12 protein-coding genes and 2 tRNA genes are annotated in these 17,023 nt (G+C 66.7%); 6 read left to right on the top strand and 8 right to left on the bottom strand.

The window, feature by feature from the left end; all coding sequences use genetic code 11:
* Positions 1–12: 12 nt before the first annotated feature.
* Both IP86_RS06130 and IP86_RS06125 read right to left on the bottom strand, forming a co-directional pair.
* A complete protein-coding gene (locus IP86_RS06130) occupies positions 13–1,395 on the bottom strand; it encodes a TolC family outer membrane protein (protein ID WP_502586066.1) in 1,383 nt (460 codons plus the stop codon).
* Positions 1,396–1,682: 287 nt separating this feature from the next.
* Positions 1,683–2,348 carry a protein-L-isoaspartate O-methyltransferase family protein gene (locus tag IP86_RS06125; RefSeq protein ID WP_054161624.1) on the bottom strand — a complete coding sequence of 222 codons (666 nt, stop codon included), beginning with the start codon at positions 2,346–2,348 and terminating at the stop codon, positions 1,683–1,685.
* A gap of 254 nt (positions 2,349–2,602) precedes the next feature.
* Between IP86_RS06125 and IP86_RS06120 the strand changes: the two genes are divergently transcribed.
* From IP86_RS06120 to IP86_RS28985, 4 genes are all read left to right on the top strand, one after another.
* A tRNA-Asn gene (locus IP86_RS06120) sits at positions 2,603–2,677 on the top strand.
* 142 nt (positions 2,678–2,819) lie between these two features.
* Positions 2,820–3,011, top strand: a complete 192-nt coding sequence (locus tag IP86_RS06115) for a hypothetical protein (RefSeq protein ID WP_054161623.1) — start codon at positions 2,820–2,822, stop codon at positions 3,009–3,011.
* Between the two features lie 410 nt (positions 3,012–3,421).
* Positions 3,422–3,868, top strand: a complete 447-nt coding sequence (locus IP86_RS06110; RefSeq protein WP_054161622.1) for a hypothetical protein — start codon at positions 3,422–3,424, stop codon at positions 3,866–3,868.
* Positions 3,869–4,123: 255 nt separating this feature from the next.
* Positions 4,124–4,297 (top strand): hypothetical protein, encoded by a 174-nt coding sequence (locus IP86_RS28985; protein WP_197279652.1) that lies wholly within the window; start codon positions 4,124–4,126, stop codon positions 4,295–4,297.
* A gap of 146 nt (positions 4,298–4,443) precedes the next feature.
* Here IP86_RS28985 and IP86_RS06105 read toward each other — a convergent pair.
* The 6 genes from IP86_RS06105 to IP86_RS06080 form a co-directional block, all read right to left on the bottom strand.
* A tRNA-Cys gene (locus IP86_RS06105) sits at positions 4,444–4,517 on the bottom strand.
* A gap of 65 nt (positions 4,518–4,582) precedes the next feature.
* Complete coding sequence (locus IP86_RS06100) at positions 4,583–5,314, bottom strand: tRNA-uridine aminocarboxypropyltransferase (protein ID WP_054161621.1); 732 nt, start codon at positions 5,312–5,314, stop codon at positions 4,583–4,585.
* Positions 5,315–5,319: 5 nt separating this feature from the next.
* Positions 5,320–8,427: an efflux RND transporter permease subunit gene (locus tag IP86_RS06095; RefSeq protein WP_054161620.1), complete on the bottom strand. Its 3,108-nt coding sequence runs from the start codon at positions 8,425–8,427 to the stop codon at positions 5,320–5,322.
* A complete protein-coding gene (locus IP86_RS06090; protein ID WP_054161619.1) occupies positions 8,427–11,549 on the bottom strand; it encodes an efflux RND transporter permease subunit in 3,123 nt (1,040 codons plus the stop codon). The genes IP86_RS06095 and IP86_RS06090 overlap by 1 nt, the downstream gene beginning before the upstream one ends.
* Before the next feature lie 51 nt (positions 11,550–11,600).
* Complete coding sequence (locus IP86_RS06085) at positions 11,601–12,998, bottom strand: efflux RND transporter periplasmic adaptor subunit (protein WP_054161618.1); 1,398 nt, start codon at positions 12,996–12,998, stop codon at positions 11,601–11,603.
* A complete protein-coding gene (locus IP86_RS06080) occupies positions 12,988–14,436 on the bottom strand; it encodes an efflux transporter outer membrane subunit (RefSeq protein ID WP_054161617.1) in 1,449 nt (482 codons plus the stop codon). The genes IP86_RS06085 and IP86_RS06080 overlap by 11 nt, the downstream gene beginning before the upstream one ends.
* A 422-nt stretch (positions 14,437–14,858) precedes the next feature.
* On the opposite strand from IP86_RS06080, the gene IP86_RS06075 reads away from it, so the two are divergent.
* Positions 14,859–16,172 (top strand): NAD(P)/FAD-dependent oxidoreductase, encoded by a 1,314-nt coding sequence (locus IP86_RS06075; RefSeq protein WP_054161616.1) that lies wholly within the window; start codon positions 14,859–14,861, stop codon positions 16,170–16,172.
* 12 nt (positions 16,173–16,184) lie between these two features.
* Positions 16,185–17,021, top strand: coding sequence for a DUF1365 domain-containing protein (locus IP86_RS06070; protein ID WP_054161615.1), 837 nt, complete (start codon positions 16,185–16,187; stop codon positions 17,019–17,021).
* Positions 17,022–17,023: the final 2 nt, after the last annotated feature.

Here is a 17,023-nt window from a genome sequence, read left to right as displayed (position 1 = left end):
CGGCGCGAAAGATCAGCGACCGTCGGGCGTGCGCACGCCGATCCAGGAGTCGCGGACCTGCTGGTAGTGGACGCTCGGATCGTAGACGTCGGTCTTGAGGCCGAGCACCTGCGGCGCCAGCCGGCCGATCGCGCTCAGCACCGAGTACGACGCGACGACACGATCGTGCTGCGCAGTCACCAGCGACACTCGGGCATTCACCAGGGCCTGCTGCGCGTTCAACACGTCGAGCGTGGTGCGCTGCCCGGCCCGGGCCTCTTCCCGCACGCCGTTGAGCGCGATCTCCGAGGCCTTGACCTGGGCCTGTGCCGAGGCGACCTGCGCCCGGCCCGCCTGCAACTGGCCCCAGGCCTGCACGATCGTGGCGCGGGTCTGGTCGCGGACCTGTTCGAGGTTGAGACGCTGCTGCGCCAGCGATTCCTTGGACTGCCGGATCAGCGAATATTCGGCGCCGCCCTGGTAGATCGGGATCGACACCTGGGCCAACGCCGAGGCGCTGAACTGCTTCGGCGTGGTGATCGACTGCTCGTAGCCCTGCTGGGCATTCGCCTGCAGCGTCACGGTCGGGAACAGCGCACCCTCGTTGATCTTGACGTTGAGGAAGCTGACATCGATGCCGAACATCGCCGCGGTGACGTTCGGATTCTCGATCAGGCCGAGCTCGACCGCCTGCGCCAGCGTCGACGGCAGGAAGCGATCGACCGGCGAGCCCGGCGCCAGCCCGGTCGGCTCGCTGCCGATGATGCGGCGATAATTCGCGCGTGTGGTGGTGAGATTGGATTCGGCGGTCAGCAGCTGGGTGTTGCCGGCGGCGAGCTGCGCCTGCGACTGCGCCACGTCGGTGCGGGTCACCTCGCCGACATTGAAGCGGTCGTTGGTCTGCTTCAGGGTCTGTTCGAGCACGCGGACGTTGGACTTCTGCACTTCGACCGTCGCCGAGTCGCGCAGATAGTCCATGTAGATCGTCGCCGCAGCGAGCAACACCGACTGTTCGAGCACGCGCAGGCCTTCGCGCGCCGACGACACCTGGCTCTCGGCCGCCCGGGTGCGGTTGGCGGTCTGGTTGCCGTTGAACAGCGTCTGGGTCGCGGTCACGCCGATGGCGCGCGGATAGTTGCTGCCGCTGAGATGCACATTGCTGCCGCCGACGATCGAATTGACGTCGGTGTACTGATAGCCGCCGCTCGCGGTGATCGAAACCTTCGGCCGATAGCCCGACAGCGCCTGCGGCACCGATTCGTCGGTCGAGCGGACCGAGGCGCGCTGCGCGTTCAGCTGGGGGTTCGTCTTATAGGCGCGGACCAGCGCCGCTTCGATCGTATCGGCCAGCACCGGGACCGGCCCCAGACACGCCAGAACGAAGCCGGCGGTGGCAAGGCCGGTGATGCGCTTCATCCGATTCATACTGGCGATCCAATCTGCGTTTCACTTGACCGCACGACTCGACGGCCCGCGCAATACCACGCGAGGCCGAGGGCCGACGTGAGTCCCTGCTCACCATATGACACGGCGTGGAGCGAAGGAACCTCTCGGACGCGCCAGATGAATGAAACTTGTGGGATGGGGCCTAGAAGCCACACTTCTGATTCGAAACAGGAAAATGGTGTTCGCGCGGCTCGTCGCCCGGTTCCGGAGGACCAGGCTATGCCGCTCGAAGACCGCGGGCGAAGCGCCCGAAGCCGCTAGAATACGAACGCGGGCGCCCGCTGCATGCCGGGCAGCATCGGGACAGACGTATCGAACAATACTCGGGCACCGAAATCGCCCTGCGACCGCGTCACCACCGTGGCGCGCTGCGGTCGGCTGGTCGCGAACACGCCGACGAGGCGGCCGCCCATCTTGAGCTGGTCATAGAGCTTGACCGGTTCGACCTCGGTGGCGCCGTTGAGGATGATCACGTCGAACGGTCCATCGCTCGGGGCACCGTCCACATTCTCGGCCACCCGGACGGCGATGTCGCCGAGGCCCAGCGCGCCGAGCGTGGCGCGCGTCCGCTCCGCAAGAGCCGGATCGTCCACGGTGGTGACGACCGAGGCACCGAGCTTGGCGACCAGCGCCGCGATATAGCCGGTCGCGCCGCCGACGATCAGCACACGGTCGCCGCGCGCGATGTCGGCTTCCTGAAGCAGCCGGGCCGTCACCGTGGGATTGAGGATGACGTGGCGGTAATCGCCTTTACCGTCCAGATCGATGTCCTGGTCGAGATAGGCCAGCGACTGCTGCGCCTCGTCCATGAACACCTCCCGGGGAACCAGCCGCATCGCGTCGATGATTCGCCAGTCGGTCACGCTGTGAGGCCGAATCTGGTTGTCGACCATGTTCAGGCGAGCGCGCGCGAAATCCGACATCGGTGTTCCCTAGTGGAGTGAAGCCGGAGCCATCCATGATGCAACGCGGTCGAAAACGCAACATCTTGCGAAACCGGGGAGAACATCGCCGCGCCCCTTCCCACAGCCGCTCCAGATCGCTACATCAGCGCCACGAAGCGGTCGCGGCCGCGGACCAACAAAGCTGTCGCAGGACATTCACGAACGGTGGATTTCTGCTTTCCAACCCGGGATGGCTTTGTTATACGCACCCCGCGAAGCTTGCTTCGGCTCGTTCCCTGGTAGCTCAGTGGTAGAGCAACCGGCTGTTAACCGGTTGGTCGCTGGTTCGAATCCGGCCCGGGGAGCCAACATCTTTTTCCGATATCGCTGACGATCATTGCCCCATCGGGTGGCGCGCTCACGTTGCGCGGCGTTGCGCGCCGTCAATGACGGCCCGCCCTCGGCTCCGCAGATTGAGCCCGACTCAGACTGAGATCGGGGCGTTCGGCGATGAGCCTTTGGGCCAGCATCAAGAACCTCTTCATCCCGTGGAATTTGATCCGACAGGACGACTCACCTGCCGAGAGCGACGGCGTGCACCACGTGATGTTCGGCCAGACCATGGTGGACGGAATCGCCGGCAACGGCATGACCGACCTGCCGGCGCCGACAAGCCCCCCGCCTGCCCCGCCCCGAGAGTAATCGTCACGCCGCGCATTGCATGATCGTGCGAGGCGCGGCGCGGCGCTCGTAACTACACCGCTGCCGGCGGCATGTTGTCAGGACGCCGCAACTAACTCGCCCCGAGCCTCGGCCGATCACGTGCCCCACGTGGATCGCACGCGTTCCGTTACAGCTTGCGAATTCTACGGCCGCCGCAAGGTGGCCGGAGAGTTCGCGGATCCGACGTCGCTGCGAGCGCTACGCACGCGCGATGGAAGGTGCAAATCGATTCGTCGCGCCAGCGTTGTAACTACGCGTGCAACGCCATCGAAGCCCTCACGTCGCTGTGATTCCGCGATGGTGCAACGCCGGAACAAGTCTCCCTGCACCACGTTTCGTGCTCATCGAATTCGACGCTTCGCGAGATCCACAACAGGGAGAACTACACGATGATTCGCACCATCGCTCTCGCCGCCGTCGCGGCCACCGTCGCTTTGTCCGCCGCCACGCCGGCCTCGGCGCAACAGCGCGTCAAGCACATGAAGCACAGCACCGCCTGCTCGCAGATGGACCCGAACTGCCGTGCCGACAGCCAGGCCCGCTACACCGACCGTGATCAGTGGGGCAACAGCGGCTGGCGCGACAGCAACGCCGCGTTCTGGCCGGCCGACGTCGCCGCCGGCGTCGTGGGCGGTGCGGTTGGAGCGGCCGGAGCCATCGCGACCGCGCCGTTCCGCGCCGGTTATGATGCCGAATACGGCTGGAATGAACCCTACGGCTGGAATCAGCAGCCCTATGGCTGGAACCAGCAGTCCTATGCGCAGCGAAACGGTTTCGTGTGTCAGCCGGGGACCACGTTCCGTGGCGAAGACGGCCTGATGCACCTCTGCCAGTAAAGCGTACAAAATCTGGACCGTCGCGCGTTGCGTATCAGCGATCGGTCCGCGAAAGCCGCCCCACTTGGGCGGCTTTTTGCTGTGAGCACCTCACCGTCGCCTTAACGAACTATCAACCCTGGCGATCGATGCCGCTCGAGCGGCGGCTCTCATTTGCGAAGCCCTGAAAGTCGGCGATCGATAAAATTCGAACGATCGGCTCAACCTGACTCCAAATCATATTCGGCACATTGCGGCTCGACAGGGAGCCGATCCATGAGTGAAGCCGAATACAACCGTCTGCTCGACGAAGTCAGCCTGGCCTGCGCCGAAAGCGTTCAGGACAACCGCCGCCAGCCGGCGCAACTGCTGTCGATGCGCCGCGCCGCCAACGACAATCAGATCGAATGGCCGCTGATCCCGTTCCCGTCGGGCTGGCACGCGTCCTGAGCGACGAGGCTAGGCAAACGACAAGCCCACGTCGATTCGGCTGAGCCTCTGCCCAATCAGGCTGTGGTGAATTCGGCGGCCGATGCTGCGGCCAACGAGCCTTCGGCTCGGCCACCCCCGGGACATGCGTCCATACGGGGATTGGTTGGAGGCCACGACCAGAATTGAACTGGTGTACACGGTTTTGCAGACCGTTGCGTAACCACTCCGCCACGTGGCCCCAACGGGCGAACTCATATACGGCCACGCCGCGATAGGCAACCGGCCGACACGCGGCCCCTCGCCCTACCCCCGCTTCTTCCGCCGCCAATCTTTCTTCTTCGGCTTGGGCGCCAGCTCCGGCAGCTCGGCCTGGACCTCGCGGAAGCGGGCCAGCATGCGGTCGAAGGCCGCGAGCAGCGTGGTTTCGATGTCGGGGCGGTTCTGCAGGCGGCTCAGCAGCAGGGCGGCGGCTTCCAGCGTCGACAGCCCGTCGCGACGCGGCTCCTTGCGCAGCTTGCCGTAGCGCGACGGTGCTTGCGGATCGAGGATGACGCGCTGGCATTTCAGCATCCAGGCGTTGCGCCACCACAACGCCTTGGCCTGGCTCCAGGTGCCGTCGAGCAGGATCACGCCCTCGATGTCGCGCAGGATCGCGTCCTGGTGCGGCTCGGCCTCGCCCTTGCGGTCGATCGCGACGATCTCGCGGTTCTGCGTCAGCTCCGCCGCCCGCGCCGAGCCGAGATACAGCACCGCCCAGCGCGACGGATCGTGCACCGGCCGGCCGAGCGCCTTGGACAGGCTCGGCCACGACAGGCCGACCTTGACCACCGCGTCCTTGAAATGCTGTGCGGTCAGCCGCGCGGTGCCGAGGGCGCGGTCCTGCTCCTGCGGATGCTGCAGGATCAGCAGCTGAACGCGGCTCTTGATCGGCTCGACGCTGTCGCAGATGCACAGCGGCTGCGGCTTGCCGCAGCGCGCGCACTCCGGAATGATTTCGCCGAGCGGCGCCTCGTCGGATACGGGATCAATCGTCATCGCGCTTACTCCGCCGGCACGGCGACCGGCGCGGAGCCGCGCCGCCGCCGCATCCGGTCGATCAACAGATAGATCACCGGCGTGGTGTACAGGGTCAGGATCTGCGACACGAACAGCCCGCCGATGATGGTGATGCCGAGCGGCCGACGCAGCTCGGTGCCCGGCCCGACCGCGATCACCAGCGGGATCGCGGCGAACAGCGCCGCCATCGTGGTCATCAGGATCGGCCGGAAGCGGACGATGCAGGCCTCGTAGATCGCGTCGGCGGACGACATGCCGCGCACGCGTTCGGCCTCCAGCGCAAAGTCCACCATCATGATTCCGTTCTTCTTGACGATGCCGATCAGCATGATGATGCCGACGAACGCGATCACCGTCAGTTGCGTGCCGGTCACCTGCAGCGCCAGCAGCGCGCCGAGCCCCGCCGACGGCAACGTCGAAATGATCGTCAGCGGGTGCGCCAGGCTCTCGTAGAGCACGCCGAGCACGATGTACATGGCAATCAGCGCCGCCAGGATCAGCAGCGGCTGCTTGTTGGAGGTCGCGCCGAAATCCCCCGCATTGCCGTCGAACGAACCGCGGATGCCCTCGGGCATGTGCAGTTCGTCGACCGCGCGCTGGATGTTGGCGGTCGCGGTCTGCAGCGGCACGTCGGGCAGCAGGTTGAACGACACCGTCGTGGATGGAATCGACTGCGAGTGGAACACCGCGAGCGGCGACAATCCGCGTCTGGCATGCACCACCGCCGACAGCGGCACCTGCGCGCCGTCATTGCCGGCGACGAAGATGCGCTCGAGATCGGTCGGATCGTTCTGGAATTTCGGGTCGATCTCCAGCACCACCTGATACTGGTTGCGCTGGGTGTAGATCGTGGCGATCTGGCGCTGCGAGAACGCGTTGTTGAGCGCGTTGTCGATGTCCTGCACGGCGACGCCGAGCCGCGACGCCATGTTGCGGTCGATCGACAGCGTCAGTTCGAGCCCGCCATCGTCGCGGTCGCTGGAAATGTCGGTGATGCCTTCGACGGTTTGCATCCGCTTGGCGACGATCGGCGCCCATTTCTGCAACAGGTCGAGGTCGGTGCTGGAGATCGTGTACTGATAGTCGGAGTCGCTCTGCCGTCCGCCGGCGCGCAGGTCCTGCGCGGCGAACATGAACAGCCGGATGCCGGCCACCTGGCTGAGATTGCGGCGCAGCCGGTCGATCACCTGCTGGGTGCTGACGTCCTCCCGCTCCGCCAGCGGCTTGAGATTGATGAACATCGTGCCGCGGTTGGAGCCGCCGCCGCCCGGTCCGCCGCCACCGCCGAGCACCGAGCCGACGCCGGCCACCGCCGGGTCGGCCATCACGATGTCGGCGAGCTGCTCCTGCATCTTGCGCATGGACTGGAACGAGACGTCGGCGGATGCCCGGGTCGCGCCGATCACGAAGCCGGAATCGTCGATCGGGAAGTAGCCCTTCGGCACCTTGACGTAGAGCGTCACCGTCAGCGCGATGGTGGCGAGGAACACCAGCATGGTCAGGCCGGGAAAGCCGAGTACGGCGCGCAGCGTCCAGGCGTAGAAGTGCACGATGCGGCCGAGCGTGCCCTCGACCACGCGGTCGTACCAGCGCGGCTGGCGCGGCGCGGTCTCGGCCTTGATGAAATGCGCGCAGATCATCGGCGTCACCGTCAGAGACACCACGGTCGAGACCGCGATCGCGAAGGTCAGCGTCAGCGAGAATTCCCGCAGCAGCCGGCCGACGATGCCGTCCATGAAGATCAGCGGCGCGAACGCCGCCACCAGCGACAGGCTGATCGACAGCACGGTGAAGCCGATCTGCCTGGCGCCTTCGATCGCCGCGCGCATCGGCTCCATGCCGTGCTCGAGATTGCGATACATGTTCTCGATCATCACGATCGCATCGTCGACCACGAAGCCGACCGCGATTGCCAGCGCCATCAGCGACAGATTGTTGATCGAGAAGCCGACCAGCCACATGCCCGCGCAGGTACCGGCCAGCGCCAGCGGCACTGAAATGCCCGCCGCAATGGTCGGCGTCAGCCGGCGCAGGAAGGTCAGCACCACCACCATCACCAGCACCGCAGTGGCGAGCAGCGTCCACAGCATGTCGTCGACGCTGGCGCGGATAGTGCCGGTGCGGTCGGTGACGACGGAGATGTCGACCGAGGCCGGAATCCACTTCTTCAATTCGGGCAGCAGCGCCTTCACCCGGTCGACGGTCTCGATGACGTTGGCATCGCCCTGCTTGGTGATCTGGATCAGCACCGCCGGCTGCTTGTTGTACCAGGCGATCTGACGGCGGTTGCGGGTGGCGTCCGACACCGTGGCGACGTCGGACAGCCGCAGCGTGTTGCCGGACGAGCTCTTGATGATGATGTCGCGGAACTCCGCCGCGGTCCGCATCTGCCGATTGGTCGAGATCGTCTCGCTCTGCCGGTCGCCGTCGAACATGCCGACGGGACCGAGCGGATTGGCGTTGATCATGGCGGTGCGGACGTCGTCGGTGGCGATGCCCGCATTGGAGAGCGCCACTGGATTCAGCGCGATCCGCACCGCCGGCTGGTCGGCCCCCGACACGGTGACGTCGCCCACACCGGGCACCTGCGAAATGCGTTGCGCCAGCACGGTGTCGGCGACGTCGTAGAGCGCGCTCGCCGGCATCGTCTTCGACGTCATCGCCAGGATGTAGACCGGCGCGGCGGCGGAGTTGAACTTGCGGAAGGTCGGCAGCGTCGGCAGGTCGGTCGGCAGGTCGCTCACCGCCGCATTGATCGCGGCCTGGACGTCCCGCGCCGCCTTGTCGAGGCTGCGCCCGAGCGAGAACTGCAACTGGATGCGCGTGGTGCCGAGCGAACTGGTCGAGGTGATCTGCGACAGCCCGGCGATCTCGCCGAGCCGCCGCTCCAACGGCGCGGCGACGGTGGCGGCCATCACCGACGGCGCTGCGCCGGGCCGCGACGCCGACACCATCACCATCGGGAAGTCGACATTGGGCACCGATGCCACCGGCAGAAACGCGTAGGCGACGACGCCGAGCAGGAACAGCCCGATCGCCAGCAGCGTGGTGCCGACCGGCCGCCGGATGAACGGCTCGGACATCGAGGCCATTACGGCGCCTCCCCCGCACCGGCCAGCGGCGGCGACGGCGTCGCCGGCGGCACCGCGCGCTCGAACCGCCGGTTGATGCGGTCGAGCGCCAGATAGATCACCGGCGTGGTGTACAGCGTCAGCAACTGGCTGAGCAGCAGGCCGCCGATGATCGAGATGCCGAGCGGAAACCGCAACTCGGAGCCGGTGCCGCTTTCGACCGCGAGCGGCAGCGCGCCGAACAGCGCCGCCAGCGTGGTCATCATGATCGGACGGAAGCGCAGCAGGCAGGCCTGCACGATCGCGTCGTAGGACGACATCCCCTCCTTGCGCTCGGCCTCGAGCGCGAAGTCGATCATCATGATGGCGTTCTTCTTGACGATGCCCATCAGCAGGATGATGCCGATCAGCCCGATCACCGACAGGTCCTGCCCGAACAGCATCAGCGCCAGAATCGCGCCGACACCGGCCGACGGCAGCGTCGACAGGATGGTGATCGGATGAATGAAGCTCTCGTACAGCACGCCGAGCACGATGTAGATCGTCACCAGCGCGGCGAGGATCAGCCAGGGCTGGCCGGCAAGCGACTTCGAGAACTCGGCGGCATCACCGTAGAACACCCCGGCGATGCTGCCGGGCATGCCGATACGCTCTTCAATCACCTTGATCTCGCTCACCGCCTCGCCCAGCGACGCGCCCGGCGCGAGGTTGAAGCTGAGCGCGACCGAAGGGAATTGCGCCTGGTGCGAGATCGCCAGCGGCGCGGTGGTGCGCTTCAGCTCGGCCACGGCCGAGATCGGCACCTGGGCGTCGCCGGTGCCGGGCACGTAGAGCTTGGACAGGATCGACGGATCCTTCTGGTAGATCGGCATCGCCTCCAGCACGACGCGATATTGGTTGGCCTGGCCGTAGATCGTCGAGATCTGGCGCTGCGCGAAGGCGTCGTTGAGCGTGTCGTTAATCGCCTGGATGCTGACGCCGAGCTGGCCGGCGCGTTGCCGGTTGATGTCGAGCGCGGCGCGCAGCCCGCCTTCCTGCGCCTCCGACGAGACGTCGCGGAACAGCGGATCGTTGCGCAATTCGGCGACGAGCTTGGCGGCCCATTCCGACAGCAGCGCCGAGTCGGTTGCGGTCAGTGTGTACTGATATTGCGAGCGGCTCGACTGGGTCGAGATCTGCACGTCCTGCACCGCCTGGAAGTACACCGTCATGCCGGGGATCGACGCCACCCGCAGCTTCAGCCGCTCGATCACCTCGCCGACGTCCGCCTTGCGCTGGCCGCGCGGCTTCAACGTCATCACCAGCCGCCCGACATTCGGCGTCGGATTGACCGAGCCGGCACCGACCACCGACACCACGCCGACCACGTCCGGGTCGGCCTTGATTGCATCCGCCGCCTCGGTCTGCCGCGCCTGCATCTCGGCGAAAGAAACGTCCTGGCCGGCCTGCGTCACCGCGGTGATCGAGGCGGTGTCCTGCAGCGGCAGGAAGCCTTTCGGCGCCACGGCATAAAGCACCAGCGTCGCCGCGATGGTCAGGAAGGTGACCACCAGCGTCGCCGGCTGATGCTTCAACACCCACAGCAGGCTGCGGTGATAGGCCTCGGCACCGCGGTCGATCCAGCGGGTGATGGCGGCGAGGCCCGGGATCTGCCGTTCTTCGTGGGCGTGCTTGAGCAAGCGCGAGCACATCATCGGCGTCAGGGTCAGCGACACCACCGCGGACGTGACCACCGCAATCGTGAGCGTCAGCGCGAACTCCCGGAACATCCGGCCGACGAGGCCGGACATGAACAGCAGCGGAATGAACACCGCGATCAGCGACATCGTCAGCGAGATCACGGTGAAGCCGATTTCCCGGGCACCCGACAGCGCCGCCTGCATCGGGCTCTCGCCCTCCTCCATGTGGCGGACGATGTTCTCGATCATCACGATGGCGTCGTCGACGACGAAGCCGGTACCGATCGTCAGCGCCATCAGCGACAGATTGTCGAGGCTGAAGCCGGCGAAATACATCACCCCGAAGCTGGTGATCAGCGACAGCGGCAGCGCCACCCCGGCGATGATGGTCGCGCGCATCGAGCGCAGGAACAGCAGCACCACCAGCGTCACCAGACCGACGCTGAGCAGCAGCGTGAACTGCACGTCGTTGACCGAAGCGCGGATCGTCTCGGTGCGGTCGCTGACCACGGTGAGCTTGACCCCGGCCGGCACCACGCGCTGCAGCTTGGGGATCTCGGCGCGGATGCCGCGCACCACTTCGATGACGTTGGCGCCGGGCTGGCGCTGAATGTCGAGGATCACCGCCGGCTCGCCCTGATACCAGGCGCCGGTCAGCTTGTTCTCCAGCCCGTCGACGATGTGGGCGATGTCGCCGATCGTCACCGGCGAGCCGTTGCGATAGGCCACGATGATCGGCCGGTAGGCGTCGGCGGCGGCGATCTGGTCGTTGGCTGCGATGGTGTAGGCCTGCTGGGCGCCGTCGAGCGAGCCCTTCGGTCCGGAGACGTTGGCGCCGGCGATCGCCGTGCGCAGGTCTTCCATCGAAATGCCGTAGGCGGCGAGCCGGGCGAGATCGGCCTGCACCCGCACCGCCGGCTTCAGACCGCCGAGCACCGCGACGCGGCCGACGCCGGTGATCTGGGCGAGCCGCTGCGCCAAAATGGTGTCGGCGACGTCGCTCATGCCGCGCAGTGACACCGTGCTCGAGGTCAGCGCCAGCGTCATCACCGGCGCGTCGGCCGGGTTCACCTTGGCGTAGACCGGCGGGTACGGCAGGTTCTTCGGCAGAACGCCGGCGGCGGCGTTGATCGCGGCCTGCACGTCCTGGGTCGCGCCGTCGATGTCGCGGTTGAGATCGAACTGCAGCTGGACCTGGCTGACGCCGAACGATGACGTCGAATTCATCGACGTCAGCGACGGGATCTGGCCGAGCTGGCGCTCCAGCGGCGCGGTGATCAGCGAGGCGACCACGTCCGGGCTTGCGCCCGGCAGCTGCGTCGTCACCTGCACGGTGGGGAAATCGACCTGCGGCAGCGCCGACACCGGCAGCGACAGATAGCCGAGCAGGCCGCCGATCAGCAGCGCCACGCCGAGCAGCGAGGTCGCGATCGGGCGCCGGATAAACGGCTCGGACACGCTCATGGATGCAACCTCATGGCTGCGGGTTCAGCTTTGCCGGCGACCGGCAGGCGCTCACGGCGCCTTGGCCGATCCCGACGATTCATTCCCGGACGGCGCAGCCCCCTGCGCACCCGCTCCGCCCTCGCCGCGGCGGCGCTTGCCTTGCTCGCCGGCGTTGTCGCCCTGCTTCTGCCCCTCGGCCCCGGGAGGCCCACGGCGGCGCTTCTGTGGCGCGAGGTCGGCGGTCGGCACCTGGCTGGCGTCGCCGATGCTGACCTTGGCGCCCTCGGACAGATTGGCGAAGCCGGTGGTGACGACGCGGTCCGCCGGCGTCAAGCCGCTGGCGATCACCGCCTCGGTCTCGTTCTGCTGCGTCACCTTGACCGGACGTGCGTGCACCACGTTGTCCGCATCGATGACGTAGCTGAAGGTGCCGGCCGGCCCGCGCTGCACCGCCGAGGTCGGGATCACCACGACCTTGTCGAGCGTCTCGACCTTGAGCCGGACGTTGACGAATTGGCCGGGCCAGAGCTGATATTTGGCGTTGGGAAATTCCGCCTTCAGCTTCACCGTGCCGGTGGTCTGGTCGACCTGGTTGTCGATGCCTTTCAGCGTCCCGGTATCGACCACGGTGACGCCGTCATTGCCGAACACATCGACCGGCAACGTGCGCTGCGCCGCCGCAGCGTTGACGCGGACGATCTGCTGCTGCGGCAGGCTGAACCACACCGCGATCGGCTGCAGCTGGGTGATCACCACGATGCCGGTGGTGTCCGAGGCGTGAACGATATTGCCCTTGTCGACCTGGCGCAAACCGGCGCGGCCGGAAATCGGCGCCACCACCTTGGTGTAGCTGAGCGTCGCGGCCGCATTGTCGATCGCCGCCTGGTCCGAGCGCACCTGCGCCTCGAGCTGCGCCACGGTCGCCTTCTGGGTGTCGGCCTGCTGCTTGGAGCCGGCGTTCGATGCCGCGAGCTGCTGATAGCGGGTCAGGTCGATGCGCGCGTTGGCGAGCTGCGCCTCGTCCTGGGCCTTCTTGGCGACCGCCTGATCATAGGCCGCCTGATAGATCGCCGGATCGATCTCGGCCAAGACGTCGCCGGCCTTGACGTCCTGCCCCTCGGTGAAGTTCACCGAGATAAGCTTGCCGTCGACCTGCGCCCGCACCGTCACGGTGTTCAGCGCCCGGACCGAGCCGACGCCGTCGAGATACACCGGCACGTCCTCGATCTTCGGGGTCGCCGCCAGCACCGGCACCGACATGTCGGGGCGTCCGCCCGGACCGCCATTGCCGCGGCCCATCATGGCGGGCTTGGTCTGGAAGGCGCTCCAGGCGATGTAGCCGAGACCGCCCAGGATCACCGCGGTCACCAGCAGCGCAACGATCCGCCGCCGCGCCCGCGATGCCAGGCTGCTTTTGGCCTCGGCGTCCGCCCCGGACGAGTCGTTCGAGTCCGGCTTAAAGAGCATTGACCGGCCTTTCCATCCTCGGCTCCCAGCCGCCCCCGAGTGCCTGAAACAGGCTGACGATCGCCAGATAGCGCGCAAGCTGCGTCTGGATCAGCGTATCCTCAGCCGTAAATAGTGTCAGTTGCGTGTTGAGAACAGTCACGATGTCCGCCGTGCCGGCGCGTAGTTGCTGTTCGGCGAGGTTGAAGGCGCGCCGCGACGACGCCACCGCCTCACGCTGCAGCCGCAGCCGCGTGGTGTTCTGCTTGATCGACTCCAGCGCGTTGTCGACGTCGGCGAAGGCCGAGACCACGGTCTTGCGGTAGGTCTGCAGCAATTCATCCTGCTGCGCCTTGGTCAGATCGAAATTACCTTGGATCTTGCCCCCGTCGAAGATCGGCTGCGTCAGGCCGGCCGCGAGGTTGGAGAACGTCGCTTGCGGAGTGAATAGCGACGCCAGCACCGCACTCTGGTAACCGCCCTGCCCGGTCAGGGTGATGCTCGGGAAGAACTGCGCCCGGGCGCTGCCGACATTGGCGGTGGCGGAGGCGAGCTGCGCCTCCTGGCGGCGGATGTCCGGCCGCTGCGTCAGCAGCTCCGACGGCAGCCCCGGCGTCACCCGCGGCGAGCCCAGGCTGTTCAGTGAACCGCCGACGATCTTGACGCTTTCGGGCGGACGCGCCAGCAGCGTCGCCAGCGTGTTAAGGTTCTGCGCCAGCGTCAATTGCAGCGGCGGGACCGCGGCGCGCTGGTTGGCGAGCACGCTTTCCTGCTGCGCGACGTCGAGATCGCTGCCGGTGCCGGCGGCGAGGCGCTGCTTGATCGCGTCGAGAATGCGCTGCGCGCTGGCGATGTTCTCGCGCGCGGTGCGGATCCGGTCCTGCGAGGCCAGCACCTGAAAATACGCATTGGCGACGCTCGCCATCGTGGTCAGCGCCACGGTGTCGCGGTCAAACCGATTCGCCGTGGCGGTTTCTTCCGCCGCCAGTGCGGCGTCGTGATTCTTGCCCCAGAAGTCGATCTCGTAGCTGGCGCTCAGCGATGCCGAATAGGTCGCGTAACGCCGGCCGGCGATCGTGGTGTTCTGGATATTGCTCCCCGACGTCTTGTTCTGCGAGCCGCTGCCGTTGCCGGTGAGCGAGGGCAGCAGTGCCGCGCCGGTGATGCGCGCCTGGGCGTCCGCCTGCAGGATGCGCGCGGTGGCGGCGGCGATGTCGAGATTGACGGTCTGCGCCTCTTCCATCAGCTGCGTCAGTTCCGCCGAGCGGAAGCCGCGCCACCAGTCGAGCGCCGGCGGCCGGTCGATCGCGCTCGTGGACACCGCTTTGTAGCGCGGCGGCACATCCAGCGCCGGGTCGGGCAGGTCCTTGGTGAGGATGCAGCCGCCCGCCGAGACGACGAGCGCCGACGCCGCCATCATCCGCAGTGACTGACCAAAGCTGCGCAGCGCTGAGCTCATGCAGGGCGCGACCTGTCGGCGGGCGCGGCGGATCGCCGCGCACCTCGCGCCGGACCGAACGGCGGATGATGCTCTCTGCCAGTCACTCGCAACCTGCTCACGGAAAACGTTTTCTCAAGCCCGAACGCATTGTAGCCGGCCTCACGTGCGTCGCACAGGCCTGTCGGGCGCGACGCCGGTGACGGAATGTTTCCGCGCCAGCGCGGCGGCTGCCGCCCGATCGCAGGTATCGCTTTGTTTTATGGGGTTTTCCCCAACTTGACCGGGTTTCAAGATGGGGCAAAGCTTACAAAGATTTCATCTGTTTCGTTGCCGTTGTGGATCGACCCTGCCCACTCGCCGCGCCCAGCACGTTCGGTGCTGAAACCTCGGCGGAGGCCCGTCGTAACTCGGGAACCAGTGGTGGGCTGAGGGGGCCAGGAATGCGCGTCGCAATTGTTGGAACGGGAATCGCAGGCAATGCCGCCGCTTGGGCGTTGTCGTCGCGATACCCGATCACTGTCTATGAGCGCGAGCTGCGCGCCGGCGGCCATAGCCACACCGTGACGGTCGACTATGACGGCACGCCGATTCCCGTCGACATCGGCTTCATCGTCTACAACCAGCTCAACTATCCCGATCTCACCGCCCTGTTCGCCCATCTCGGCGTCGAGACGGTGGAGAGTTGCATGAGCTTCGCCGTGTCGGCCGATTCGGGCCGATTCGAATGGAAGGGCGGCGGCGCCAACTGGCTCGAAACCGCGCGCGGCCTGTTCGCGCAACCCAGCAACCTGCTCTCGCCGTCCTACCTGCGGATGCTGCGGCATATCCTGACCTTCAACGAGCAGAGCGTCGCCGACTTCAAGTCGGGTGCCCTCGCCGGCCTGTCGCTGGGCGAATATTTCAGCAGCCGCAATTATGCGCCGCGACTCCTCACCGACTATCTGGCGCCGATGGGCGCGGCGATCTGGTCGGCCCCGGCACACGAGATCCTGGACTTCCCGGCCGAGAACTTCGTCGCCTTCTTCAACAACCACCGCCTGCTGCACTACGAACGCCCGATCTGGCGAACCGTGAAGGGCGGTAGCGCCCGCTATGTCGAGAAACTGACTGCGGCGTTCGGCGACCGGCTGCGGCTCGGCGCGGCGGTGACCGGCATCGAGCGCACGCCGAAGGGCGTGATCGTCCGCGACAGTCTCGGCCACACCGACGTGTATGATCACGTCGTGATCGGCGCGCACAGCAACCAGGCGCTGGCGATGCTGAGCGATCCCAGCGACGACGAGCGCGAGATCCTCGGCAGCATCGGCTATGCGCCGAACCTCGTCTATCTGCATCGCGATCCGCGGCTGATGCCGAAGCGCAAGCGCGCCTGGGCGTCGTGGAATTTCCTGCGCTGGCAGCGCGCGCATTCGCCGGTCAACGACGTCGCCGTCACCTATTGGATGAACCGGCTGCAGGGCATTGACGCCGACAAGCCGCTGTTCGTCAGCCTCAACCCGCCGTTCGCGCCCGACCCGGCCTTGACCTTCGGCCGCTACGATTGCGACCATCCGCAATACACCGCCAAGGCCTTTGCGGCGCAGCGCCGGATCGGGGAGATCCAGGGCCAGCGTCGCACCTGGTTCTGCGGCGCGTGGACCGGTTACGGCTTCCATGAGGACGGGCTGCGCTCCGGCCTCGCGGTGGCGGAAAATCTCGGCGCGCCAGTGCCGTGGCGCGGACCGCCGACGGAATTCAGCCAGGCGGCAGAATAAGAGCGGATCAGCATGACGCCCCTTCCAGCCGACACCGTAGCAGCGACGACCGGCGATGCGCCCGCCGCGCTGTATGTCGGCGACGTGATGCATGCGCGGCTGAAGCCGATGGGGCATCGCTTCAACTACCGCGTGATGTCGCTGCTGATCGACCTCGATCGTCTGGCCGAAGCGGACCGGATATCGCCGCTGTTCGGCGTCAATCGTCCCGCGCTGTACAGCTTTCACGAGAAAGACCACGGCGACCGCGACGGCTCGTCGCTGCGCGCCTATATCGATCGCTGCGCCGCGGCCCAGGGCGTCGACCTCACCGGCGGCCGCGTGCTGCTGCTGACGTATCCGCGGCTGCTGGGCTACACATTCAATCCGCTGTCGGTCTATTTCTGCTACGCGGCAGATGGAATGCTGGCGCTGGTGGTGTACGAGGTCCGCAACACCTTCGGCGACATTCACCCCTACGTGCTGCCGGTCCGGGCCGGCCAGCTCTCCGCCGCAGGGCTGCGACAAGCGCAGGACAAGCTGTTCTACGTCTCGCCCTTCATCGAAATGGCGATGCGCTATCACTTCCGCATCACGCCGCCGGGCGATGTGGTGAAGCTGCGCATTCTCGAGACCGACGCCTCCGGACCGCTGCTCGCCGCCACCTTCAACGGCCGGCGCCGGCCGCTCACCACAGCGTCGCTGCTGCGCGCGTTCGTCGCACTGCCGCTGATGACGCTGAAGGTGATGGCCGCGATCCATTGGGAAGCGTTGCGGCTGTGGATCAAGGGCGCGCGACTGGTGCCGCGCCCGCCCGCACCGCCATCGACCGGCTTTGCAGCCCGCCCGCGCGATGCTTATACTCCCTAAAG

The organism is Rhodopseudomonas sp. AAP120 (assembly GCF_001295845.1).
Lineage (GTDB): Bacteria > Pseudomonadota > Alphaproteobacteria > Rhizobiales > Xanthobacteraceae > Rhodopseudomonas.
This window is presented reverse-complemented; position numbering and strand designations above follow the sequence as displayed.

Excerpts from the sequence above, each read along its gene's own strand:
- IP86_RS28985 (WP_197279652.1), top strand. The coding sequence starts at position 4,124 with ATGAGTGAAGCCGAATACAACCGTCTGCTCGACGAAGTCAGCCTGGCC.
- IP86_RS06095 (WP_054161620.1), bottom strand. The coding sequence starts at position 8,427 with ATGGCCTCGATGTCCGAGCCGTTCATCCGGCGGCCGGTCGGCACCACG.
- IP86_RS06080 (WP_054161617.1), bottom strand. The coding sequence starts at position 14,436 with ATGAGCTCAGCGCTGCGCAGCTTTGGTCAGTCACTGCGGATGATGGCG.
- IP86_RS06085 (WP_054161618.1), bottom strand. The coding sequence starts at position 12,998 with ATGCTCTTTAAGCCGGACTCGAACGACTCGTCCGGGGCGGACGCCGAG.
- IP86_RS06075 (WP_054161616.1), top strand. The coding sequence starts at position 14,859 with ATGCGCGTCGCAATTGTTGGAACGGGAATCGCAGGCAATGCCGCCGCT.
- IP86_RS06110 (WP_054161622.1), top strand. The coding sequence starts at position 3,422 with ATGATTCGCACCATCGCTCTCGCCGCCGTCGCGGCCACCGTCGCTTTG.
- IP86_RS06090 (WP_054161619.1), bottom strand. The coding sequence starts at position 11,549 with ATGAGCGTGTCCGAGCCGTTTATCCGGCGCCCGATCGCGACCTCGCTG.
- IP86_RS06115 (WP_054161623.1), top strand. The coding sequence starts at position 2,820 with ATGAGCCTTTGGGCCAGCATCAAGAACCTCTTCATCCCGTGGAATTTG.
- IP86_RS06130 (WP_502586066.1), bottom strand. The coding sequence starts at position 1,395 with ATGAAGCGCATCACCGGCCTTGCCACCGCCGGCTTCGTTCTGGCGTGT.
- IP86_RS06070 (WP_054161615.1), top strand. The coding sequence starts at position 16,185 with ATGACGCCCCTTCCAGCCGACACCGTAGCAGCGACGACCGGCGATGCG.
- IP86_RS06100 (WP_054161621.1), bottom strand. The coding sequence starts at position 5,314 with ATGACGATTGATCCCGTATCCGACGAGGCGCCGCTCGGCGAAATCATT.
- IP86_RS06125 (WP_054161624.1), bottom strand. The coding sequence starts at position 2,348 with ATGTCGGATTTCGCGCGCGCTCGCCTGAACATGGTCGACAACCAGATT.